The organism is Alterirhizorhabdus solaris, from assembly GCF_007785815.1.
GTDB classification, from domain to species: Bacteria; Pseudomonadota; Alphaproteobacteria; order Sphingomonadales; family Sphingomonadaceae; genus Alterirhizorhabdus; species Alterirhizorhabdus solaris.
Genome location: NZ_VNIM01000006.1, coordinates 34,236 through 57,548, shown reverse-complemented (window position 1 = coordinate 57,548; position 23,313 = coordinate 34,236). Strand labels below are relative to the sequence as shown.

At 69.9% G+C, this 23,313-nt stretch carries 20 protein-coding genes; 6 read left to right on the top strand and 14 right to left on the bottom strand.

The features are described 5' to 3' along the window. Positions 1 to 117: 117 nt before the first annotated feature. Entirely contained in the window at positions 118 to 1,173 is a 1,056-nt protein-coding gene (locus FOY91_RS03000; RefSeq protein WP_145147976.1) for a COX15/CtaA family protein, read from the bottom strand. Between the two features lie 132 nt (positions 1,174 to 1,305). Between FOY91_RS03000 and FOY91_RS02995 the strand changes: the two genes are divergently transcribed. Then, positions 1,306 to 1,695, top strand: coding sequence for a MerC domain-containing protein (locus FOY91_RS02995; RefSeq protein ID WP_238995209.1), 390 nt, complete (start codon positions 1,306 to 1,308; stop codon positions 1,693 to 1,695). Positions 1,696 to 1,780: 85 nt separating this feature from the next. After that, on the top strand, positions 1,781 to 3,388 hold the full coding sequence (locus FOY91_RS02990) for a peptide chain release factor 3 (protein ID WP_145147972.1): 1,608 nt from the start codon (positions 1,781 to 1,783) through the stop codon (positions 3,386 to 3,388). Positions 3,389 to 3,401: 13 nt separating this feature from the next. On the opposite strand, the gene FOY91_RS02985 is transcribed toward FOY91_RS02990, so the two are convergent. Continuing rightward, on the bottom strand, positions 3,402 to 4,652 hold the full coding sequence (locus tag FOY91_RS02985; RefSeq protein ID WP_145147970.1) for a DUF2254 domain-containing protein: 1,251 nt from the start codon (positions 4,650 to 4,652) through the stop codon (positions 3,402 to 3,404). Positions 4,653 to 4,680: 28 nt separating this feature from the next. Further along, positions 4,681 to 5,391: a YggS family pyridoxal phosphate-dependent enzyme gene (locus FOY91_RS02980; protein WP_145147968.1), complete on the bottom strand. Its 711-nt coding sequence runs from the start codon at positions 5,389 to 5,391 to the stop codon at positions 4,681 to 4,683. Between the two features lie 22 nt (positions 5,392 to 5,413). Between FOY91_RS02980 and FOY91_RS02975 the strand changes: the two genes are divergently transcribed. Next, complete coding sequence (locus tag FOY91_RS02975; RefSeq protein ID WP_145147966.1) at positions 5,414 to 5,986, top strand: thiamine phosphate synthase; 573 nt, start codon at positions 5,414 to 5,416, stop codon at positions 5,984 to 5,986. Positions 5,987 to 6,113: 127 nt separating this feature from the next. Here FOY91_RS02975 and FOY91_RS02970 read toward each other — a convergent pair whose 3' ends face one another. The 9 genes from FOY91_RS02970 to FOY91_RS02930 form a co-directional block, all read right to left on the bottom strand. Beyond that, positions 6,114 to 6,698, bottom strand: a complete 585-nt coding sequence (locus FOY91_RS02970) for a cyclodeaminase/cyclohydrolase family protein (RefSeq protein WP_145147964.1) — start codon at positions 6,696 to 6,698, stop codon at positions 6,114 to 6,116. Then, positions 6,695 to 8,371 (bottom strand): caspase family protein, encoded by a 1,677-nt coding sequence (locus tag FOY91_RS02965; protein ID WP_238995208.1) that lies wholly within the window; start codon positions 8,369 to 8,371, stop codon positions 6,695 to 6,697. The genes FOY91_RS02970 and FOY91_RS02965 overlap by 4 nt, the downstream gene beginning before the upstream one ends. A 14-nt stretch (positions 8,372 to 8,385) precedes the next feature. Then, positions 8,386 to 9,003 (bottom strand): hypothetical protein, encoded by a 618-nt coding sequence (locus tag FOY91_RS02960; RefSeq protein WP_238995207.1) that lies wholly within the window; start codon positions 9,001 to 9,003, stop codon positions 8,386 to 8,388. 102 nt (positions 9,004 to 9,105) lie between these two features. Then, on the bottom strand, positions 9,106 to 11,505 hold the full coding sequence (locus FOY91_RS02955; RefSeq protein ID WP_145147960.1) for a TonB-dependent receptor: 2,400 nt from the start codon (positions 11,503 to 11,505) through the stop codon (positions 9,106 to 9,108). A gap of 66 nt (positions 11,506 to 11,571) precedes the next feature. Continuing rightward, positions 11,572 to 13,137: a sulfatase family protein gene (locus FOY91_RS02950; protein ID WP_203234473.1), complete on the bottom strand. Its 1,566-nt coding sequence runs from the start codon at positions 13,135 to 13,137 to the stop codon at positions 11,572 to 11,574. After that, positions 13,137 to 14,405 carry an MFS transporter gene (locus FOY91_RS02945; RefSeq protein WP_145147958.1) on the bottom strand — a complete coding sequence of 423 codons (1,269 nt, stop codon included), beginning with the start codon at positions 14,403 to 14,405 and terminating at the stop codon, positions 13,137 to 13,139. The genes FOY91_RS02950 and FOY91_RS02945 overlap by 1 nt, the downstream gene beginning before the upstream one ends. Positions 14,406 to 14,736: 331 nt before the next feature. Next, positions 14,737 to 15,486 (bottom strand): phytanoyl-CoA dioxygenase family protein, encoded by a 750-nt coding sequence (locus FOY91_RS02940; protein ID WP_145147957.1) that lies wholly within the window; start codon positions 15,484 to 15,486, stop codon positions 14,737 to 14,739. Between the two features lie 45 nt (positions 15,487 to 15,531). Then, a complete protein-coding gene (locus FOY91_RS02935) occupies positions 15,532 to 16,614 on the bottom strand; it encodes an LLM class flavin-dependent oxidoreductase (protein ID WP_145147956.1) in 1,083 nt (360 codons plus the stop codon). Beyond that, entirely contained in the window at positions 16,611 to 17,504 is an 894-nt protein-coding gene (locus FOY91_RS02930; protein ID WP_145147955.1) for an aldo/keto reductase, read from the bottom strand. The genes FOY91_RS02935 and FOY91_RS02930 overlap by 4 nt, the downstream gene beginning before the upstream one ends. A gap of 29 nt (positions 17,505 to 17,533) precedes the next feature. Here FOY91_RS02930 and FOY91_RS02925 point away from each other — a divergent pair, with 29 nt between their 5' ends. Continuing rightward, on the top strand, positions 17,534 to 18,622 hold the full coding sequence (locus tag FOY91_RS02925; protein ID WP_203234472.1) for a Gfo/Idh/MocA family protein: 1,089 nt from the start codon (positions 17,534 to 17,536) through the stop codon (positions 18,620 to 18,622). 220 nt (positions 18,623 to 18,842) lie between these two features. On the opposite strand, the gene FOY91_RS02920 is transcribed toward FOY91_RS02925, so the two are convergent. After that, positions 18,843 to 21,188, bottom strand: a complete 2,346-nt coding sequence (locus tag FOY91_RS02920) for a putative bifunctional diguanylate cyclase/phosphodiesterase (protein WP_238995206.1) — start codon at positions 21,186 to 21,188, stop codon at positions 18,843 to 18,845. Further along, complete coding sequence (locus tag FOY91_RS02915; RefSeq protein WP_145147954.1) at positions 21,185 to 21,811, bottom strand: cupredoxin domain-containing protein; 627 nt, start codon at positions 21,809 to 21,811, stop codon at positions 21,185 to 21,187. The genes FOY91_RS02920 and FOY91_RS02915 overlap by 4 nt, the downstream gene beginning before the upstream one ends. Positions 21,812 to 21,992: 181 nt before the next feature. Here FOY91_RS02915 and FOY91_RS02910 point away from each other — a divergent pair, with 181 nt between their 5' ends. After that, on the top strand, positions 21,993 to 22,823 hold the full coding sequence (locus FOY91_RS02910) for a DUF3034 family protein (protein ID WP_238995205.1): 831 nt from the start codon (positions 21,993 to 21,995) through the stop codon (positions 22,821 to 22,823). Positions 22,824 to 22,825: 2 nt separating this feature from the next. Further along, a complete protein-coding gene (locus tag FOY91_RS02905; RefSeq protein ID WP_145147952.1) occupies positions 22,826 to 23,293 on the top strand; it encodes a group I truncated hemoglobin in 468 nt (155 codons plus the stop codon). Positions 23,294 to 23,313 lie beyond the last annotated feature (20 nt).

Genomic DNA, 23,313 nt, shown 5'->3' with positions numbered 1-23,313 from the left:
TGCGCGGACCTCTCGGATAAAACGAAAGCGCGCCACCCCGAGGGGCGGCGCTGACGGGGCGCTAATGGCGGCGGAGGCCCGGATAGTCAAGCAAAACCGGGCTTTTCGCGAGAGGTATCAAGATACCGCGACGCTTTTGGCCATGTGGCCGAGCCGATGGCTGGCGGCGATCACGCCCGCCAGCAGCAGTGCCGCCGTCGCCTGGTGCGCCACCGCGATCGGAATCGCGACCCCGCTCAGCAGCGTGGCGATGCCAAGCGCGATCTGGAGCGCCACCGCCGTGCTGATCGCATGGGCGGCGCCGGTCGCTCCCGCCTGGCGGGCGCGATAGGCCAGCAGCAGCACGCCCGCCGCCGCGACCCACGCGAACCAGCGATGGACGAACTGCACCACGATCGGATTGCTCACGAGGTTGGCGAGCGCGGAGGCGGCTGCGTTCCAGCCGCCGGCCGGGAACAGCGTGTCGCCCATCAGCGGCCAGCTGGAATAGGCATAGCCCGCATCCAGCCCGGCGGTGAACGCGCCGAGCATGATCTGTACGGCCAGCAGCGCCAGCGCGAGGATGCCGATTCCCGGCAGCCGCGCCGGCCGTGCCGTGGAATCGCGCGCAAGGGCGAACAGGTCCAGCGCGGTCCAGATCAGCCCGGCATAGATGAACAGCGCCGCCATCAGGTGCGTGGCGAGGCGCAGGTGGCTCACGTCCGGCCGGTCGACCAGCCCGGAGGTGACCATCCACCAGCCGATCGCGCCCTGCAATCCGCCGAGCGCGAGCAACGGCAGCAGGCGCCGGCCGTAGCCCGCCGGGATCGCGCGCCGCCACCAGAACCACAGCAGGGGCAGGGCGAAGACCATGCCGATCGTCCGCCCGATCAGCCGGTGCAGATATTCCCAGAAGAAGATGCCCTTGAACTCGCCCAGCGACATGCCCCGGTTGATCTTGCGATATTCGGGCGTCGCCTTGTAGCCATCGAACTCGGCCTGCCATTGCGCCTCGTTCAGCGGCGGCACGGTGCCGGCGATCGGCTCCCACCGGGTCATCGACAGGCCCGATTCGGTCAGCCGGGTGATGCCGCCGACGACGACCATCATGAACACCATCAGGGCAACGACCAGCAGCCAGCGGGCGATGGCGCGGGGGCGTGGCGAAGAAGCGGCGGGGCGGGCAAGCGACATGGCGCGCGATTACGCCCTCCACCGCCGTCGCGCAAATGCGGGCCGCAGCATCGGCGATGCAACCGGCGTGCGAATGATATGTTGTATCTTCGCTTCCGTAGTGGCAGAGCCGGGGCAACGAAGGAGCGGACGGTGGCCGAGGCCAAGATCATCACACGCCGGCGGGACAAGTCGTGGCTCGATCGCGTGGCGATCGGCCTGTCCGGCCTGTGCCTCGTCCACTGCCTTGCCAGCGCGGTGCTGCTCACCCTGCTGGCATCGGCCGGCGGGCTGCTGCTGCACCCGATGATCCACGAGGTCGGGCTGGCGCTGGCGATGGGGCTTGCCGCCATCGCGCTGGGGCGGGGCTGGCTGCGGCACCGCGCGACGCTGCCGGCGCTGGTCGGCGTGTGCGGGCTGGCGCTGATGGGCGCTGCGCTCACCGTGGAGCATGGCATCGGCGAGACGGGGCTGACGATCGTCGGCGTCGGGCTGGTGGCGCTGGGTCATCACCTCAATCGGCGCGCGCTGCTGCTGGGCTGAAGGGGCGGGGCACGCGCTCGGGTGGCAATCCGCCGGCCGAATCGCTATCGCGCCGCACGATCCCTTTTGCTCCCGGACTTCATCCATGACCGACCGCGCCCCCGATAGCGCCACCGACCGTCCGACCGGGCGCCCAGACCGGCGCACCTTCGCGATCATCTCGCACCCCGACGCCGGCAAGACCACGCTGACCGAGAAGCTGCTGATCGCCGGCGGCGCGATCCACATGGCGGGCGAGGTGAAGGCGCGTGGGGCCGCGCGGCGCGCGCGATCGGACTGGATGAAGATCGAGCAGCAGCGCGGCATCTCGGTCACGTCCTCGGTGATGACATTCGATTATGACGACATCACCTTCAACCTGCTCGACACGCCGGGCCATGAGGATTTCAGCGAGGATACCTATCGCACGCTGACGGCGGTCGATTCGGCGGTGATGGTGATCGACGCGGCCAAGGGCATCGAGCCGCAGACACGCAAGCTGTTCGAGGTGTGCCGGCTGCGCTCGGTGCCGATCATCACCTTCGTCAACAAGATCGACCGCGAGGGGCGCGACACCTTCGAGCTGCTCGACGAGATCGCCGACCAGTTGCAACTGGACGTCTGCCCGATGGAATGGCCGGTCGGCATGGGCGGGCTGTTCGAGGGGCTGTACGACCTGCGCGGGCACCGGCTGCTGCTGCCCGATGCCGAGCGCCGTTTCTCCGGCCATGTCGAGCCGGTGGACGGGCTGGACGACCCGCGCCTCGATTCGCTGGTGTCCGGGCCGGCGCTGGAAAAGCTGCGCGAGGAGGCGGAGCTGGCGGTGGGCGGCTATGCCGGCTTCGATCCCGTGAAATACCGCAACGGCGACCTGACGCCGGTGTATTTCGGATCCGCGCTCAAGGATTTCGGCGTGGCCGAGTTGATCGACGCGCTGCGCGATCTGGCCCCCAGCCCCCGTCCGCAGCCGGCCAGCCCGGCGCCGGTCGATCCCGATTCGCCGCTCGTCAGCGGGTTCATCTTCAAGATGCAGGCGAACATGAACCCGCAGCACCGCGACCGCGTGGCGTTCATGCGGCTGTGCTCGGGCAGGTTCCGTCGGGGGATGAAGCTGAACCAGTCGGGCACGGGCAAGCCGATCGCGGTGCACAGCCCGATCCTGTTCTTCGCGCAGAGCCGCGAGGTGGCGGACGAGGCGTGGCCGGGCGACATCATCGGCATCCCCAACCACGGCACGCTGCGGGTGGGCGACACGCTGAGCGAGGGCACCGGCATCACCTTCACCGGCCTGCCCAATTTCGCGCCGGAGATTCTGCGCCGCGTGCAACTGGTCGATCCGACCAAGACCAAGCAGCTCAACAAGGCGCTCGACGATCTTTCGCAGGAGGGCGTGGTGCAGGTGTTCCGCCCGTCGCTGGGGGCGGCGATGATCGTCGGCGTGGTCGGGCAGTTGCAGCTTGAGGTGCTGATCTCGCGGTTGGAACATGAGTATAAGGTGGATGCCCGGCTGGAGCCGTCCCCTTACCAGACCGCGCGCTGGATCGCCTCCGACGACGCGGTCGTGATGAAGGGCTTCGCCGCCGACCATCGCGGCGCGATGGCGAGCGACCATGATGGCGAGCCGGTGTTCATGGCCAAGGACGACTGGGAACTGGGCTATGTGAGCCAGCGCAACCCGGCGATCCGCTTCACCGCGACCAAGGAGCGGGTCTAGCCCCGGACGCCGTTCAGGCGCCCGCCGGCCACGCCTTGTCGTGCGCCTGCTCGAACGCGGCCAGATCGTCGGGATCGTCCATCACCCGCCGTGCCCGAACGGCGGTGTGATCGGCCAGCGCGCGGATCGGCGCGCGTGCATCCGGCAGCGCTTCATGGAGCGCGGCCAGCGTGGCGGTCAGCCGGATCGTCACCTCGATTTCCTGGGCGCCGTCGCGCAGGATCGGGCGGAAGGCGTCGGTCAGCATCTCCTCCACGGTAGGGCGGGGCAGGTGAACGGGGAGGCGTGATGCCGCCTCGGCCGCGTCGGGCACGTCGGCGGGCAGGCAGAGCAGCACGCGCAGCAGGGCGTTCAGCACCTCGATCGCGGTGCCCGGGTCGTTGACCGCCGGCGAAAGAGCGCGACTGGCGATCTCGGACAGTGCGATCAGGCCAAGCCGGGGATCCTGATCGAAATTGCGATGCCGCTCGATCGTGAAGGCGGCAATCAGCGCGGCGCGCTGCGTGTCATCGGGCGCGCCTTCGATCCGCATCAGGTCGCGCGCGGGATGCACCAGCGCACCGGGCAGCGCGGTGACATGCACCGTCCAGCCGGCCCGATCTGCGATCCGCCCGAGTGTGGCGACATCGACGTGGCTGACATAGCCGGTCGTCTCCGCGCGCAACGCAACCGCGCTGTCCGGGATCGTCACCGCCGACCGCCCGTCGAGATACGGTGACGCGGCGAAGGCCGCCATCGCGCGGCTGGCGGCATCCTCCACCCGGTCGATCACGTCGGCCATGCGGCCGAAGGCGGTGATGTGGCCGATCCAGCGCAGCAGCGTGACGACCACCAGCACCACGATCAGCACCGTCGCGCCGAACAGGATCACCCGTCCGTCGTGTCCGTAGGCGCTGGTCTGCAAGCCGATGATACCGACGATCGAGAAGACGAACGCGCCGAGGAACGTGGACAGCGCATTCTGCGAGGTGGGATCGCTGATGAGCAATTGCGTGGCGCGCGGCGTGGCGAGCTGGGTGGCCGAGGAATAGGCGCTTACCATCGCGGTGAGCGAGAAGGTCGTCACCGCCAGCATGCTCGATGCCATGATACCGAGGATGGTGCCGACCGCATCCTGCCCCAGCTCGCCGCCGAACCTGTAGGGCAGGTATGGCGTGATGACGCCCACCAGCACCGCCAGCGCCACGCTGAGCAGGCTGAGGAGCGCCGCGCGGAACCAGATCTGCTGGATGATCCGTTTCAGGATCCACGACCAGCGGCTCACGCCCGTGCCTCCCGCCCGATGGCCAGGCTCACGCCCGGTCGCCGAACAGCGCGGTGCCCACCCGCACGCAGGTGGCGCCAAGCATCACCGCCGTCTCGTAATCGCCGGACATGCCCATGCTGAGGCCGGGCAGGGCATGGTCGCGCGCCAGCTTGGCCAGCAGCGCGAAATAAGGGGCGGCCTCGGTATCGGCGGGTGGCACCGCCATCAGCCCGGCGATCGGCAGGCCGGCGTCGCGCGCGGTATCGAGCAGGCCGGGCAGGTCGGATATCGCGCAGCCGCCCTTCTGCGCTTCCTCGCCGATGTTCACCTGCACGAAGCATTCCGGCGTCCGCCCCGTCTTCGCGATCGCGGCGGCCAGCGCCTTCACCAGCGAGGGGCGATCGACCGCGTGGATCACGTCGAACAGCGCCACCGCCGCCTCCGCCTTGTTCGATTGCAACTGGCCGACAAGGTGCAACCGCAGACCGGGTGTGGTGGCGCGAAGGGCGGGCCACTTGCCCTCCGCCTCCTGCACGCGATTCTCGCCGAAGCTGCGCTGGCCGGCGGCGATCAGCGGTGCGATCTCCTCCGCCGTGCGGGTCTTGGAGACGGCGATCAGTTCCACCGTGTCCGCCCCGCGCCCGGCGAGGCCGGCGGCGCGGGCGATGGCGGCGCGCACGCCTTCCAGCGGGGTGGCCAAGTGATCGCCGGCGGCGTCGTCGGCGGGAACGGCGGGATCGGGGTTCGGGCTGGTCATGCGGCTTGCTATAGGCGGCGGCATGAAGCGCCGCCAACCTCCGCCTGTGCAACACCTGTCGAAACGCCCGCTGCCGACCCGCTGGCTGATGACGGACGAGCGGCTGGGCGAGGCGTTGTGGTCGGCACTGGCACGGTTGCCGCGCGGGGCGGGCGTGGTCTTCCGCCACTATGCCACCCCTATGCCCGCCCGCCGCGTGCTGTTCGACCGGGTGCGCGCCATCACGCGGCGGCGGCGGCTGGTGCTGGTGCTGGCCGGGCCGCCGCGACAGGCGCTGGCGTGGGGCGCGGACGGCGCGCACGGCCGCCCCCCGCACCGCGCACCTGCCCGGCTGCTCCGGACGGTGCCCGTGCACGGCGCGCGCGAACTGGCGGCGGCGCGAGGGGCGGACCTGCTGTTCGTCTCGCCCGTCTTCGCCACGCGATCGCACCCCGGCGCCGCCACGCTCGGCCCCCTCGGGCTGGCGCGGCTGGCGCGGCGGGCGACGGCGCCGGTGGTGGCGCTCGGCGGGATGAGTGAGGCGCGCTGGCGGCGGCTGGGCGTGCACGGCTGGGCGGCGATCGACGCGTGGCGGGCTGTCGCGACGCAGCCTTGAAGCGGGCCTTTCGGGGGTCGCCGGATGCCGGGCGGCCCGGCATCCGGCACGCGCGTCAGGGGGGAGGCGCCTCGCGCGCGTTTCCTGGTATCGCGCCGCCGATCCACTGTTGCCCGCGCGCCGGCCTTCAGCCCCGCGCCTGATCCAATTCCGCGAGGTTGGCGGCGTGGATCGCGCGGGCCGCGGCGATCAGCGCGCGGGCCGCGTCCACGTCACCCGTCACGATCCCCTCGGCACGGGCGGCTACCCCCTCCAGCCGCAGCGTGGCCGCGTCGCACAGCCCCACCAGCCGTTCGGTCGTATCGCGCAGCGCCGCCGTGGCGCGGTCGATCGCGGCGGTGCGGGCGGCGTGCCCGGCGGCATCGTGATGGGGCAGCCGCATCGCTTCCAGCAACGCAGTGAAATCCCGCGCATCGCCTTGTCCCTGTGCCAGCGCCTCCTCGCCCAGCGTGACGAGATGCGTGTCCGCCGCACGCAGCGATGCATCCGCCGGATGATGCCGCGCGCTGATCCGCAGTGCCTTGCGCGCGCAGGCCACCCCCAAAGCGAGCGCCACGGCACCCGCCGCGCCGGCCCCCGGTGCCGGCTCGGTCGAGGCGATCGCGGCCAGCAGCGCCGGCAGGTCCATATGGTCGATGGCGGGCGGGGCGGGCATCCGGCCGGGGATAGCGGCACCGCCGCCGGTGGCAAGCCGCGACGCCGGGCGGCTCACCGGCCGCCGCGTGCCGCCTCCTCCTGCTGCATCAGGATCACGTTCTGCTCCTCCACCTCGCTCAGCGCGACCGTGGCGGCGGGCTTCGGCCGATACCAGGGGAAGCGGCTGAAATAGCGTTCCAGATCGGGCGCGGTGAACAGCCGCCCGTGGCGCGCATAGATCTCGTTGCGGGCGATGCGCAGCTCGCCGGCGGAGAGCGCCGTCAGTTCGGACCGGGCGATCGCCCGCCGCGAACTGTCCGGCACGAGCAGGCGCGGCGCGATGCCGCTGGAGCCCGGCGGGCCGACGGCGTCGGCCGAGGCGGTGCCGCCACCCGCGTTGGCGCGGCCGATGCGGGCGATGTTCTGCTCGGCCAGCGCGGCGAACCGTCCGCGCGGGAATTGCCGGCGATACTCCTCGAACGCTTCCCGGCTGCCGGCGCCGACCGCCCCCTGCCAGGCCAGCGCATCCAGCGTGGCGCCGTCGACCGACGGGGCGGACGCTGTCGTGCCGCCGGCGCCGGGCGAGCGGGCGACGAGATAGACCGGCGTGCCGGTGATGCTGGCGCTGATGAACGGCCGCTGCTGCCCGTTGGTGGAGGCGAGAACGTCGTCGCGCACCAGCCCGCCGAGCAACTGGATCGGCAGGTCAGGCTGCACCAGCCGGCGCGACAGCGACAGCGCGAAGGGAGAGTTGCCGCCGGTCCCGTCGCTCGCCGTCTGCCCGGGGGCGGCGGCGTAGATCACCAGCACGTCGTCCACCTCCACCCCGCCCAGCCCGCGCGTCACCGCACGCGTGCCGCCGCGCCACGATCGCCCGAACGGGTTGTTGCGGCAGGCATCGAGGATCACCATCCGCACCTGCGCGCCCGAGATCGCCTCCATCACCCGGTCCAGCTCGATCGCCTCGTACGACAGGTCGAGATCGGACGAGAGCTTCGCATCGACCGGGATCAGCCAGTTCTTCCCCGACCCCTCGATGCCGTGGCCGGCGTAATAGATCATCGCGATCGCCGCCCCGGCCGCCTTGGCGCGAAACGTCCGCAGTGCGTTCTGGAAGGCGACGAGGCCGAGATCGGGGGCGAGCGTGACCGATTCGAAACCCGCCCGCTGCGCCGCCGCCGCCACGATCCGCGCATCGTTGGGCGGGTTGCCAAGCCGGGTGGCGTTGGCATAGCCGGCGTTGGCGATGATCAGCGCCACCTTGCGGCCGTTTTCGGGGCGGCCCGGGCGACCCTCATCGGCGCTGGCGGAGACCATCGGGATCAGCAGCGCAAGGCAGAGAAGAAGTCGCCGGATCATCATGCCCCCGATCGCATCGTTAGCCTGGCCGGGGTGGTCGCAAAGCCGGCGCGATGTCAATCGCCGACCGCGCCGCACCCCGCTGGCCGCCGCAGCGACCAGAAGCGTGAGCCATCGGGCGGCACGTGCCATTCGGCGGTCACTGCCCAGCCCCTGCCGTCGCCGGTCGGGCACGCAACCGACGTAATGGAGATACCAGCACGCTTCGGCCGGCACATGCGTGTCGATCACCGCTGCCACGCGCAGCGCCTGGCCGATGTCGCCGCCGCCGAGCGCGATGGCCAGCGAGATCGCCTGACGCGGCCTCTCGCCACAGCCGGTGCGGGCGCGGCCGGGGCGGCGGCCAGCATCGTCGCGATCGCACGATCGCACGATCGGATGCGGCGCCACCCGAGCGTCGATGCCTATCGGGCCAGCGCGACCTGAATGTCCTCGCTGGTCTTCACGCGCAATTCGCGACCCTGACGGAAGATCGCGCTGCGCCCCGTCACGAACACGGCGAACGGCCCGGCGGCGACCGCGGTGCCGACCGTGGCGCCGGTGTTGCCGCTGCCTTCCTCGCGGTAATGGCCCTGGATCGGGATGTGCCGGCCGCTCAGGTCGATCGAGCGCAGGTCGATCTCCATCTTGGCCGATTTGCCGAACGCGCCCTTGCCGGTGCGGTACGTCACTTCGCCCGTCGCCGGCGTGCCGCGCGGAATGACGACATAGTCGCCGAGCATCACGTCGCTGGTGACGATGAGCGGAAAGGTCTCGCCCTGCCGGATCTTCTTGGAATTGAGATCGCGGTCCAGCGTCAACAGGAATTCGGTGTTCGCCGGCAGCACCATCATCTCGCCCGCCGCCGGTGCCGGTCGCAGCGTGGCGATGAGCGGGGGCGGCGCGGCCTCGGCCGGCGACGTGACGGCGACCGGCGAAGAAACGGCGGCCGCCACCGGTGCGTCGACCGCCGCCGCGACGGCCGGTCCGGACAACAGAATGCCGATCGTGCCGGCGAGGCGTAACGTTCCGATTCCCCTCATAATTTCCCCCTATATTCGCCGGCCCCATCCGGCGGCGTCGCTGTCGTTCAGCGCGGGGCGGGGGTCAAGGGGGGAGGCCAATGTCCCCCCGGGGTTGCCAGATCAGAAATCGGTCGCGACGTTCACCCCGAAGTAACGTGCGGCATCGCGCGGCACGAAGCGGACCAGACCGTTGCCCGCGCCGCTCTGCAGCAGAAAGGAGGAGTAGTTCCTGTCGGCGATGTTCTTCACCACCGCGCGGATCTGCCACGCGCCGGCATCGCCCTTGCCGACCAGCGCGATCGAGGCGTTCCATATGCCGTAGGCGGGCTGGATCGTGTCGGGCCGCTGATCCAGTTGATACTGGGTCTTCGATTTCCACGTATAATCGGTGTTCAGTTCCAGCCCGTAATCGCCGCCCAGCGGCACGGTGTAGGTGCCCTCGCCGTGCAGCTTCCACTTCTGCGAGAAGGGCAGCGGCTGGCCGTCGATATTGCAGTTGGCCGACGCGCCCGCCGGGCAGATGAAGCTGTCCACCCGCGCATCGGTACGGGCGAAGGCGAACGACAGCGCGAGCGGATCGACCGGCCGGACGGAGATGTCGCCTTCCACCCCGCGGGTGGAGACCTTGCCGGCGTTGATGAGCCGGGTCAGCACCGCGCCGTTGACGAAATCACTGAAATTGGCCTGGAAATTGTCGAACTTGGTGATGTAGCCGGCCAGCGCGAAATTGACCCGGCGATCGAGCGCGCTGCCCTTGAAGCCGATCTCGTAGCTGTTCGAGGTTTCCGGCTTCAGCGGCGCCTCGTCGAAGCTGCGCATGTTGAAGAACACGTTGTACGCCTGCCCCTTGTAGCCGCGCGAATAGGTGGCGTAGGCGTTCACGTCCGGCGTGATGTCGTATTGCAGGCCGGCGCGGGCGCTGAAATCGGTGCGGCTGGTGCTGCCCGTGCTGCTGTGGTTCGGCTGGATCGCCGGCACGTCGCCGTTGATCGTGGAGCCGGCGGCGAAGCCCGCGGTGGAGATGCGGTTGTGGTAGCTGCTCAGCCGGTCGTGGATCAGCCGCCCGCCGGCGATCGCGCGGAACGCCGGGGTGAAGTTCAGGTTCGCCTCGCCGAACAGCGAGTAGTTCTTCGAGACGATGCCGTAGTCGGCCACGCCGCAATCGTGCCGGGCCAGCGCCTCGCCGAGGCAATAGGGGATCACCACCGCCGTGCGCCCCGGCAGGTTCGCCGTCGCCAGGTTCTGGCGGATGTCGCGGCGGTACGTCTCGTCGGTCCGGGCGCGCAGGTAATAGGCGCCCAGCACGTAATCGAGGAAGCCGCCCTTCGGCGAGGTCAGCCGCAGCTCCTGCGAGAACTGGTTGAAATCGACGGTGCCGCGATCCTCGCCCTGCGGGATGCCCAGCGGCGGCTGGCCGTCGGCCAGTTCGGCGAAATTGTCCTGATCCTGATGCTGGCGGTTCTTCCACTCGCGATAGGCGGTGATCGAGGTGAGGGTAAAGCCGCCCAGCTCCAGATCGGGGGTGACGGAACCGCCGTAATTTTTGTCGCGCACCTCGCTGACGAAGCTGGAGCGGATCGTGCGGTTGGAGGGCGAGGCGGTGATGCCCTGCGCGGCGAGATAGGCCGGCAGCACGGCCGAGTTGGTGAATGCGCCCGTGGGATAGGCCCGCCGCCCGGTGGAGGCGGCCACGCCGGTCGGCACGTCGTCGCGCTGGTACAGATAGTCGGCGGCGGCGGTGACGGAGAGCGTCTCGGTCGGCGTCCAGCGCAGCTTGCCGCGCACGCCGCGCCGGAAGTACCCGTTCACCCGGCTGTCGCTGGCCAGATCGCGCACGTTGCCCTTCCACCCGCCGGCGAGGCCCGAGAGCAGGTAATCGAGCTTGCCCGGCACGATCGGGCCGGAGACGGTGGCCTTGAGGCGATATTCGCCGCCCTCGTAATAGCCGGCCTCGGCATGGCCGTAGTCGGTGTCGGTCGGCGCCTTCGTCACGATGTTGATGACGCCGGCCGAGGCGTTCTTGCCGAACAGCGTGCCCTGCGGCCCGCGCAGTACCTCCACCCGGTCGATCTCGCCCAGATCCAGCGTCTGCTGCCCCGGCCGCACCAGCACCACGCCGTCCACCACGGTGGAGACGGAGGATTCGACGCCGGGCGAGGTGGTGACCGTGCCGATGCCGCGGATGAAGATCGTGCGATCCTTGTTCGACGCGCCGGCGCGGAAATCCACGGTCGGCACGATCGCGGCGATATCCTGCAGGTTGTTAAGGTTCTTCTCGGCCAGCGAATCGCCGCGCAGCGCGGTGATCGCGATCGGCACGCTGTTGAGCGATTCGGTGCGGAAGCGCGCGGTGACGACGATCTCGCCGGTATCCGCTGCGGACGCCGGTGCCGCTGCGACCTCCGGGGCCACGGCCGTTGCGGGTGCGGGCGGGGCGGCTTCCTGCGCGAGCGCCGCATAGGGCACGAAGGCGACGCCCGCCAGCAGCAGCGTCATCGTCCGTGCATGTGTCCCCGTCATCGTCCTGTTCCCCCTTGGCCCGTTGGGGCGCGTTAAATCTACTGCGTTGGTTGTAAAGATGTTTCGCTACCGCGCGAGCATCTTGAGCAGCGCCTCCGGGAACGGCGCCAGCCCCGGCCCGGCGGCATCGCGCAATATATTGCGCAGCCCGGCATCGCGCGACAGCGGGATCTGCAACCCGCCGGTCGCCTCCAGCCGCGCGAACAGCGCCGCGCTCAGCCGTTCGGCCACCGCCTCGTGGCCGGGGCTGAAGATCAGGTTGCGCGATTCCAGCGGGTCGTCCTGCAGGTCGTACAGCTCGTCGATGTCCCAGATGCCGTGGTAGTGGACGTATTTCCAGCGGTCCTCGCGCAGCGCGTGGACGGTGGGGGTCTGCGGGAAATTGCGTTCCCAGTAATATTCGTAGAGCAAGGCCTCGCGCCACGGCACGTCCCGCCCCTGCAACAGCGGCAGCAGGTCACGCCCCTCCATCCACGCCGGCGGCTCCAGCCCGGCCAGCCCCAGCAGCGTGGGCGCGACGTCGAGGTTGGCGACGACCTGCTCCACCACGGTGCCGCCTGGGAACAGCGCCGGGCAGCGCGCCAGCATCGGGATCCGCATCGACTCCTCATAGGCGCAACGTTTGTCGATCAGGCCATGCTCGCCGAACAGGAAGCCGTTGTCGCCCATGTAAAGGATCAGCGTGTCGTCCAGCTCGCCCCGCTGGTCGAGGTGATCCATGATCCGCCCGATCCCCTCGTCCACCGAGAGGAACGTCTCCATGTACCGCTTGTAGTAATCGCCGATGTCGAGGTTGGCGTGATAGGCGAAGTCGACGCCGTGCCAGCTGTTGCGCTGGTTCTCCACCCACATCGGCCGCCCTTCCACGCCCGCCGCCATCGTCTCGGGCGGGCGGAAGGTGGCGGCGTCGTACCGGCCGAGGTGGCGCGGGGCGGGGTAGAATTCGGCGTGCACCGCCTTGTGCGCGAGGAACAGCATGAACGGCTTCTCGCGCGTGCGGCTCTCCAGCCAGTCTAGCGCGAAATCGTTGAGGACGTCGGTCAGGTAGCCGTCCTGCTCGATGCGTTCGCCGTCCACGTTCAGCCCGTCGCCGTTGGGCCAGTAATCGCCCTGCCCCTTGAAGCTGACCCAGCGATCGAAGCCGGGCTGCGGGTCGTCGCCCTCCAGCCCCATGTGCCACTTGCCGATGAACGCCGTCTCGTAGCCGGCGGCCTGGAGATATTCGGGGTAGAAGACGAGGCCCGGCGCGATCGGATGGTTGTTGTCCACCACGCGGTGCTGGTGCGCGTAGAGGCCGGTGAAGATCGTGGCGCGGCTGGGCGAACACAGCGCGGTGGTGACGAAGGCGTTCTTCAGCCACGCCCCCTCGCGCGCCAGCCGGTCCAGCACGGGCGTCTCGACGAAATCCTGCGTGCCCATGAAGCCCATCGCGTCGTAGCGATGATCGTCGGTCAGGATCACCACGATGTTGCGCGGTTTGCCACCGGGGCGGCGGGGCAGGGCCAGCCCGGCGCTGCGCGTTTCCAGCACGGGCGCGGCGGCGGGGCCGTCGAGCGGCCACGACATCGCCGCATGCGGCTCTCCCGCGCCGGTGGCCGCCAGCAGCACGCCGCGCCTTTCCCCATCCGCCATCAGTGCGCCCCCGCCAGTGCCATCGGATCATTGTCCGCCACCGGGCGGATACGCGGCAGCAGCAGCTGGATCCAGCCGAGCGCCAGCAGATAGGAGACGCTGGCGAACAGGAACAGCGGGCCGTAGCCCAGCCCGGCGGCCAGCACGAGGCCGGCGATCTTGGCGATCGCCATGCCGCCCAGATTGCCGCAGAACGCACCGAACGCGGTGACGCGCCCCACCTTGGCGCGCGGCGATACATCCGCGATCAGGCCGAACAGGTTGGTGGAAAAACCCTGATGCCCGGCCAGCGCCAGCGCCAGCAGCCCCACCGCCATGCCGTAGCTGCCGGAGGACAGCGCCAGCGGCACCGGCAGCACCATCAGCGCGGACACCAGCATCGCCGACTTGCGGACACGGTTGACGCTCCACCCCGCCGCCAGCAGCCGGCTGGCCGCCATGCCCGCCACCAGCGATCCCACCGCCGCGCCGCCATAGGCGATGGCGAGCGGCGGGCCGAGATCGGTGCCGGTGAGGCCGAACATGCGGTGGAAGAAATCGGGCATCCAGAACAGCATCAGCCACCATGTCGCATCGGACAGAATTTTGGCGACGGCGATCGCCCATGTCCGCCGGTCGGTGAGGATCGGGCCGTAAGCGGGCGGTGCATCGGGCAGCGTATCCGGATCGGGCGTGGCCACCGGCGGCTCGGCGCCGAACGACAGCCCGCGTGTCGTCAGCAGCCACACGGCCGCCCACGCCAGCCCCAGCAGCCCGGCGATGATGAACGCGCCGCGCCAGCCGAACGCGATCGCAATCGCCGGGATCGCCAGCGGCGTCACGATCGCACCCACGCTGCCTACCGCGTTCGACAGGCCGAAGCCGGTGGAACGCAGCCGGGGCGGGAAGATCGTCGCGATCGTCTTGACGCCGGCGGGCGTGCCCATCGCCTCGGTCGCCCCCAGCGCCACCCGGCAGGCGACGAACTGTGTCATGCTCGTCGCCCAGCCATGCGCCAGCGCCGCGAGGCTCCACGCCGCCACGCCGATCGGGTTGGCCCACTTCACCCCCAGCCGGTCGACCAGCCAGCCGGTAAAGAGAAACGCCAGCGCCGCCGACCCCTGGAACCAGGCGGCGAGGTTGCCGTAATCATTGTCGCTCCAGCCGAGATCGGCCGAGATCACGGGTTTCAGCACCGCGATGATCTGGCGATCGACGAGGTTGAGGATGTTCGCCGTCAGCACCAGCGCGAACAGCAGCCAGCGGCGGCGGGGGGAGAGGAGGATCATGCGGTGTTTCCAGCGGCGATCGCATTCGCCGGGAGGCTCCGCCCATGGCCGTCACCCCGGACCTGTTCCGGGGTCCACCGCCTCACGAACGCTGTCATCCGGGCCTTCAGCCGATCCTCCGTAGCCCGGTGGACCCCGGCACGAGGCCGGGGTGACGGATGTAACATCGGTTTCCACACCATCGGGGCTGAATGTCGATCCGCCTTGGTCCCAGACGTCTGTATCGAGCGGCATCGGGCGAAGCCGGAATCCGCTTGCAGAGATACCTGTCCGGCCCTCGGTACTCGACTTCGCTCGATGCTGCTCGACACAATCGGAGGGTGATCGAAGCTCATCCGAACGTCACCCGTCTGCCGCCGGCCACGAAGGCGATGGCGTTGCGGCGCAACTGGCGGGTGCCGGGGTTCAGCATCGCCTCCGGGGTATATTGCGCCAGATATACCCGGCGCGCGGCGGCCGAGCGGTTGGCGCCGGTGGCGTGCAGCAGCAGGCTGGAGAAGGCGACGATATCGCCGGCCTTCGCCGGTACGATCACGCCCGGCTCGTCCGTCGCCACGGCCAGATCGCCGGTCGCGGCATCGCGCACATGCGGACGGATGCCGGCACGGTGGCTGCCGGGGATCACGCGGACGGTGCCGTTCGCTTCGGTCGCATCGTCCAGCGGGCACCAGCAGGTGAGGTAGGGGGCATGATCCACGGGCCCGCCGTTGCCTGCGACATAGCCCGAATCCTGATGCCACGCGAACGGCAGCCCGCCTTCCGGCCCCTTCACGACATACTGGTCGAAGAAGAAATAAGCGGTGTCGCCCAGTGTGGCGCGGGCGATATCGGCCATCGCCGGGCTGAACAGCATGCCGCGCAGGGCCGGCGTCTGGCGCTGGCACTCGTTGGCGAAATAGCGTTTGCCGCGATGGCTCAGGCCCAGCCGGTCGGTGCCGGCGGCGTCCATCCGCCGATCCTCACGCGTCACGAAGGCATCGCACTCGCCGCGCAGCAGATCGAGCAGCGGCCCGGCCAGCGCGCCCTTGAACACGGCGAAGCCGTCACGCGCGTACCGCCCGGCCTGTGCCTCGAACTTCATCCATCCCCTCTCCGGCGGTTCGCCCGCCGTGACCACGCAGTTTTTCTATGCCAGCGGTGCGTGATCCAGCCTCGGGAGCACATGACGGGCGAACAGGTCCGCCTCCGCCGCATGGGGGTAGCCCGAGAGGATGAACGCCTCGATCCCTTCCGCGCGATACGCCGCCAGCTTGGCCAGCACCTGATCGGGATCGCCGACGATCGCGGCGCCGCAGCCCGATCGCGCGCGGCCGATGCCGGTCCACAGATTGTCCTCGGCATAGCCCTCGTTGCCCGCGCGCTCGCGCAGCTCGGCCTGCCGCCGCACCCCGGCCGACTGCGAGTCGAGCGATTGCGCGCGGATCGCCGCGCCCGCCGCATCGTCCAGCCTGGACAGCAGCCGCGAGGCGGCGGCGCGTGCCTCGGCTTCCGTCTCGCGCACCACCACATGCACGCGGTAGCCGAAGCGGAGCGTGCGGCCGTGGCGCGCGGCGCGGGCGCGCATGTCGGCCACGATACCGCGCACCGCCGGCATGGTATCGGGCCACATCAGATAGACGTCGCACCCCTGCGCCGCCGCCTCGCGCGCATCCTCCGAAAGCCCGCCGAAGTAGAACAGGGGGCTGCGGCCGTTGACGGTGGCCACGCGCGGCGGATCGAGCTTCAGCTGCCAGTGCTGTCCCTGATGATCGAGCGGCTCGCCGTTGAGCAGGGTTCGCAGGATCTGCATCCCCTCCAGCGTGCGGGCGTAGCGCGGGCCGCTCGCCATCACCTGCCCGGGCAGATCGGAGGAGATGATGTTGATCGCCAGCCGGCCGTTGCCGCCTGCATCGGCCCCGAGCATCCGGTCGATCGTGGCGATCTGGCGGGCCAGTTGCGGCGGCCAGCTTTCGCCGATCCGCACCGCCATCAGCAGCCGCATCCGCCGCAGCATCGGCGCGATGGCGGCGGCGAAGGCGGTGGTGTCGATGCCCAGCGCATAGCCCGACGGCAGCAGGATATTGTCGAACCCGCCGCTCTCCGCCTGCATCACGATGTCGCGACAATGCGCCCACGAGGATCGCAGCAGCGGATCGGGTTGCCCGAGAAACTCATAGTCGTCGTCGCACAGCGCCGAGAACCAGCTGACCTCGCACGGGGACAGGCTCATGGCAGTTTCTCGCCCGTCGATGCCACCAGCACGGCGTACCATTCGGTGCGCGTCCACGGCGCCTTGAAGGCATCGACCGCCTGCGCGATGCGCGCCGGATCCTGCGTGCCGACGATCGGGATCGGCCGCGCGGGATGCGACATCAGCCAGCTGTAGGCCGCCGCCGTCGCCGACACGCCGTGCCGTTCGCCATGCGCCGCGAGCAGGGCTGCCACCGCGCCGTCTCCGTTCCCCAGCCGCCCGCCGCCCAGCGGGGACCAGGCAAGCACCGCCATGTCGCGCGCCATCGCCTGATCGGCGATCCCGTCGAACAGCGGATGCGTGTGCAGCGCCGACCATTCGGGCTGGTGGCTGGCGAGCGGGAAGGGCAGCCATGCCTGCAACGCCGCCGTCTGCCCGGCCGTGTAGTTCGAGACGCCCACCGTGCGCGCCTTGCCGCTCTCCACCATGCGGACGAGCGCGCCCGCCACCTCCTGCGGGTGGGTGAGCATGTCGGGCCGGTGGATCTGCCACAGGTCCACCTGCTCCACCCCCAGCCGCTTCAGCGACGCATCGAGCGCTGCGGTCAGATAGGCCGCGCTGGAATCATAAGGCGTCGGTGGCACGATGCCGCCCTTGGTGGCCAGCACCATGCGATCCCGCAAGGACCGGTCCTCGGCGAAGACGCGGCCAAGCAACGCCTCCGCCTCGCCGAACCCGGGGGTGGGGAAGCCGTAGATGTCGGCGGTGTCGAACAGCGTGATGCCGATCGCCAGCGCCGCGTCGATCTTCGCCCGCGCGGCGGCCGGATCGTCACCGGCAAAACGCCACATGCCCCAGGCAAGCGGCGAAACGGTCAATCCGCTCTTGCCCAGGGCACGCGGTTCGGAGGAGAGGGGCAGCATTGTCATGGCCGTTCAATGGCACAGCGAGGACGCGCATGGGAGACTTGATCCGCTACGGCATCGTCGGCACGGGCATGATGGGGCTGGAGCACTTACGCAACATCGCGATCCTGCCCGATGCCGAGCTGGTGGCGATCGCCGATCCGACGCCGGCCTCGCTCGGCTGGGCGACGGACGCGCTGGGGGCCGGCGCGGATCGCGTGGCGCGGTTCGATTCGGTCGAGGCGTTCGCGGCGGGCGCGCAGGTGGACGCGGTGGTCGTCGCGTCACCCAACTTCACCCACCGCGCGGTGCTGGCCCCGCTGCTGGACCGCGACGTGGCGATCCTGTGCGAGAAGCCGCTCGCCACCACGCTGGAGGACGCGCGCTGGATCGTGGACCGTACCGCCGGGCGGCCCGCGCCGTTCTGGACCGGCATGGAATATCGCTACATGCCGCCCGTCGCCGAATTCATCGCGCAGGTGCACGGCGGGCGCATCGGCGATCTGCGGATGCTGGCGATGCGCGAGCACCGCTTCCCGTTCCTTGAAAAGGTGGGGGACTGGAACCGCTTCGCCCGCAACACCGGCGGCACGATGGTGGAGAAATGCTGCCACTTCTTCGACCTGATGCGGCTGATCGTGCAGGCGGAGCCGGTGCGGGTCTACTGCTCGGGGAGCAACGACGTGAACCATCGCGGCGAGCTGTACGACGGTGCCGCGCCCGACATCATCGACAACAGCTACACCGTGGTCGAGTTCGCCAACGGCGTGCGCGCCATGCTGGACCTGTGCATGTTCGCCGAAGGAGCCGAGACGCAGGAGGAGATCAGCGCCACCGGCGACACCGCCCGGCTGGACGTGCTGATCCCGCCCGGCGACATCGTGTGGTCGCCCCGTGTCGACTGGCGCGGGCCGAAGGCGGCGGAGCGCACCCATGTGGCGGTGGATGCAGCGGCGATGGCGGCCGGATCGCACCACGGCGCGACCTATTATCAGCATGTCGCCTTCGCGGCGGCGGTGCGGGGCGAGGGGCCGGTGACGGTGACGGCGGAGGACGGCCTGCGCGCGGTGGCGATCGGTATCGCCGCCGAGACGAGCGTGCGCGAGAAGCGCGTGGTGGAAATGGCCGAACTGGGGTTCTGAGGCGGTTCGCCACCCGCGATCGCTCTCCGAGCGGAACCGGGGGGGTATCCGCGGTGTCGCGCAACGTGCCTCGACTTCGCTCGGCATGTGGAAATGTCGGGTGTGTCGCCGAGCGTGGCGGCGCGGGCGAGGATATCGACGGCAGCCCGGCTTCCAATAGCCCAACGGCGTTGACGGCGGCCTTCATCTATACCCGCTGCCTGACGCGCCGACCGCCAGCTCAGGCCGCCCGGCGCGTTCCCGGCTGGCGCGTCACCATCGTGACCACGTCGTCGGCGTGGATCGGCCGGCTCAACAGGAACCCCTGGATGCTGCTGCACCCCTGATGGCGCAGCTCGGCCAGCTGCGCCTCGTCCTCCACGCCCTCGGCCGTCGTCTCCATGCCGAGCGCGCGCGCGAGATCGACGATGGCGTGGACGATGGCGGCCGCGCTCTGCGTGAGGTTTATGTCGGTGACGAAGCTGCGGTCGATCTTGATCTTGTCGAAGGGAAAGCGGCGCAGATAGCTGAGGCTGGAATAGCCGGTGCCGAAGTCGTCGAGCGCGATGCGGATACCCAGCGCGCGCAGGTGGTGCAGCATGGCCAGCGTCGTCTCGGTCGATCCAAGGAAGATCGATTCGGTGATCTCGATCTCCAGCCGCGACGGCGGCAGGCCGCTGTGGGCGAGCGCCTGGACGATGATGTCGGCCAGCCCGGTGTTGCGGAACTGCAGCGGCGACACGTTCACCGCCACGCGCAGCGTGCCGGGCCATGTCATCGCCTGGCGGCAGGCCTCGTGGATCACCCATTCGCCGATCTGCTGGATCAGCCCGGTATCCTCGGCGACGGGGATGAACTCGACCGGGGAGATCAGCCCCTGTTCGGGGTGGCGCCAGCGCAGCAACGCCTCCAGCCCGCTGATCGCATCGTTGGACAGGCTGTAGATCGGCTGGAAATCGAGGCTGAGCTGGCCGTTGGCGAGCGCGTCGCGCAGGTCCAGCTCCATCTGGCGGCGCTTGCGCGCGGCGGCATCGAGCGCCGGCTCGAAGAAGCGGTAATTGCCGCGCCCGTCCTGCTTGGCGCGGTACAGGGCCAGGTCGGCGTTCTTCAGCAGCGCATCGGGATCGTCGCTGTCCGTCGGGCCGATCGCGATGCCGATGCTGGCGCCGGTGGCGATCTGGTGGCCGGCCACCGCGACGGGCCGGCGTACCCTGTCGAGGATGGCCTGCGCCAGCAGGCGCGGGCGGCCCTCGGCATAGTCGCTCAGGATGATCGCGAACTCGTCGCCGCCCAGACGCGAGACGAGGGCGCCGTTCGCCGTCGCCTCCAGGATCGCCGAAAGCTCGCGCAGCAACGCATCGCCGACCGGGTGGCCCAGCGTGTCGTTCACGGCCTTGAACCCGTCGAGGTCGAGGCACAGCAACGCCATCTGCGTGCCGCGCCGGCAGGCGGTGCGCAGCGCGGCATCCAGCTGCTCGCGGAACAGCACGCGGTTCGGCAGGCCCGTCAGCGAATCGTGGAAGGCCAGATGCGCGATGTGGTTCTCGCGCAGCACGATCCCGTCGGACATCGCGTTGAAGCTCACGGCCAGCCGCGACACCTCGTCATGTCCCTGGATCGGCACCTTGGTGAACTCGCCGGCCTCCAGCGCGCGCGCGGCGCGGTCGAGCACCGCGATCGGCTCGGCGATGCCGCGCGCGAGGCGGACGCTGCCGAGCAGGACGAGCAGCAGCCCCAGCAGGCCGGCGCCGAGGATGCCCACCTGCAGGCTGCGGAACGGCGCCATCGCCTTGGCCATCGGATAGCTGAGCACCAGCACCGCCTCCGGTGCGCCGGCGATCGCGGGCAGGGGCTTGGCCAGCGCGATGCCGTCCTCGTCCGCCAGCCGGATCGGCTCCGGGGCGGACCGGCGCTGGCGCAGGGCGTGGGAGACGAGACTGTTCAGCGCCGCGCCGCCATCGGCATCGCGCGCGTCGCCTGTCGTCCACCGCCCCGCGCCGTCGCGCCGCGCCACGACGGCGGTGAGGGGGATCGAGGACAGGCGTTCCAGCGCCTGCAGATCGGCCGCGTCGATCGGCATCGCGAACACCACGAAGCCCACCTGCGTGGGGGCCAGGATCGGCGCGACGATCATGCGGACGGCGGTGGCCTCGCCGCTCACCACGGCATCCCCGCCGGCTTCGTCCATCCGGAACGGCACGTCGCGCGCCAGCGCGCGCAGCGGGGCGGGGCCGTCGCCGATCACGCTGCCGTCCTCCATCGTGATGAAGACGGTCGCGACGCCGGCGCGCTTGCGCAGGTTGGCCAGCGCCGACTCGATCGTCGGCCGGTCGCCCGTCGCCACGGCCGAGCGGAAGCCGAAATCGCGTGCCAGCACGTCCGCGCTGTCGGCCAGCGCACGCGCGCGCAGCGCCCAGATGCGATCGAACACGCTGCTGCTCGCGGCAAGCTCGTTGCGGACGGCGCGCGTGGCATTGTTGGCGATCAGCACCTGCCCCACGATCGCCAGCGCCCCCAGCACGAGCACGAACAGCCCGGCGTACAGCACCGAAAGCTTCGCGCGCAGCGTGCGGAAGCGCAGGGTCATCCCCGCGCGGCCGATCGCAGGTTCAGGCTGACGACGCGGGCGATCGCGCCGCTGGCCGGCACGGACAGGGGCTGGGCCTGTTCCCCGCCCGGCGCCCGGGCGAGCGGATGCCAGACGCGCAGGTTGACGTTGCCGCCCGGCACGCCGGTGATGCTCACCCGTCCGCTGGCGTCCGTCCGCGCGGCGAAGCGCGTATCGACGACCATGATGAAGGCCGTCATCGGATCGTGGATGTTGCAGCCGAGCGCGACCACGCCGGGCTTGTCGAAGGTGACGGTGCGCGCCTCCTCCTGCCCGTACAGTTTCAGCTCGAACCGCTTGGCCTTGGAGAAGGAGTAGACGTGGTGCCGCACCTTGTCCCGGTTGGGAAAGCTCACCTGCGCGCCGACCGGCACGATCAGGACATAACGGGTGAACTGGATGTTCTGCTGCGCCACCACATACGGCCACGGGAATTTGACGGTGCGTGCCGAGGCCGGGGTGCCGTCCTGCAGCATCACCACCGCGTTCGGCACGACATTGCCGCCGCTGTCCCGCACGATCACGTCCACGGTCGTCGCCGCCGCCGGGCATGAGGAGAGAGCCGCCGCGAGCCCGGCAGCGAGGATTCGCCTGTCGATCATGCCGCGAAGATAGGCCGGAGCCGTTGAGAAGAGTTTAAGCAAGTTAGGTTAAGTCCGTATCGGAGGCACTCTCGCCAATGTTTGCACGCGATGATACCGCATCCGCGCAATCCGATATAGACATGAGAACAATAGCATGTGGTCACACCGTCTGGTTGCCGGATTGTTGATTCCCCTCTCCATGGCCGCTCCCGCCCGGGCGGGGGAATGGCGCGGCGGCGGCAAGCTGCTGCTGGCGACGGGCGTGACGACCATCGAGGGGGCGGCCGGCGGCGGGCTGGCCACCTGGGCGCTGATCGCCGGGAACGAGACGCGCAACGGCATCGGCGGCAGCGCCCACGTCACGCAGGTGCAGCTCGACGATTTCGGCCTGACGACGTTCGGCGCCGCGATCGGCGCGTTCGACCGGATCGAGGTCAGCTATGCCCGCCAGCGCTTTGATACGCGCGCGGCCGGCGCCACGCTGGGGCTGGGGCGTGGCTTCGCCTTCAGCCAGGATATCTACGGGGCCAAGCTGCGGCTCGTCGGCGATGCGGTGTACGATCAGGACCGCATCCTGCCGCAGATCGCGGTGGGCGTGCAGCACAAGCGCGGCAATCGCGACGGGCTGGTGCGGGCGCTCGGCGCCAAAAGCGCGAGCGGCACCGATTTCTACCTCGCGGCGACCAAGGTGCTGCTCGACCGTAGCCTCGTGGTCGATGCGACGGTGCGGATGACGAAGGCGAACCAGACGGGGCTACTCGGTTTCGGCGGCGACCGGCACGGCGGCTACCGTGCGCAGTTCGAGGGATCGGCCGGGATGCTGGTATCCCGCCGGCTGCTGCTGGGCGCGGAATATCGCACCCGGCCGGACAACCTCGGCTTCGCCAAGGAGGACGACGCCTTCGACCTGTTCGCCGCCTGGGCCGTCACCCGCAACGTTGCCGTGACGGCGGCGTATGCCGATCTCGGCAGCATCGCCACCGTCTCCGGCCAGCGCGGCCTCTACCTCTCCCTCCAGACGAGTTTCTGACCATGACCTTCCTGCTCGCGCTCGCCGCGGCCACCCTGCCGGTGCCCGCCGGGGAACAGCCGGTCGATCCCTATGTCGTCGACAATGCGAATGCCGGCGCGGTGCCGGTGCGGGGCGACGCGCTGTGGCAGGCGTTCCACGGGCAGGCCGGGGTCGGCCGGATCGTCGACAGCCTGGTTTTGCTCAACACGAGCGACCCGCGCATCAGCGACATCTTCAAGGGGCAGGATCTGGTGCGCCTGCGCCGCACGCTGAAGGAGCAGTTCTGCTACATCCTGGGCGGCGGCTGCGACTATACCGGCCGCAGCATGAAGGATGCCCACAAGGACATGGGCCTCCAGACCGCCGACCTCGCCGCCCTGATCGAGAACCTCCAGAAGGCCATGCGCGACGAGGGCGTGCCGTTCGGCGCGCAGAACCGGCTGCTGGCAAAGCTCGCCCCGATGAAACGCGACGCGATCGAGCGATAGCCGGGTGCCATCCGCTGCCG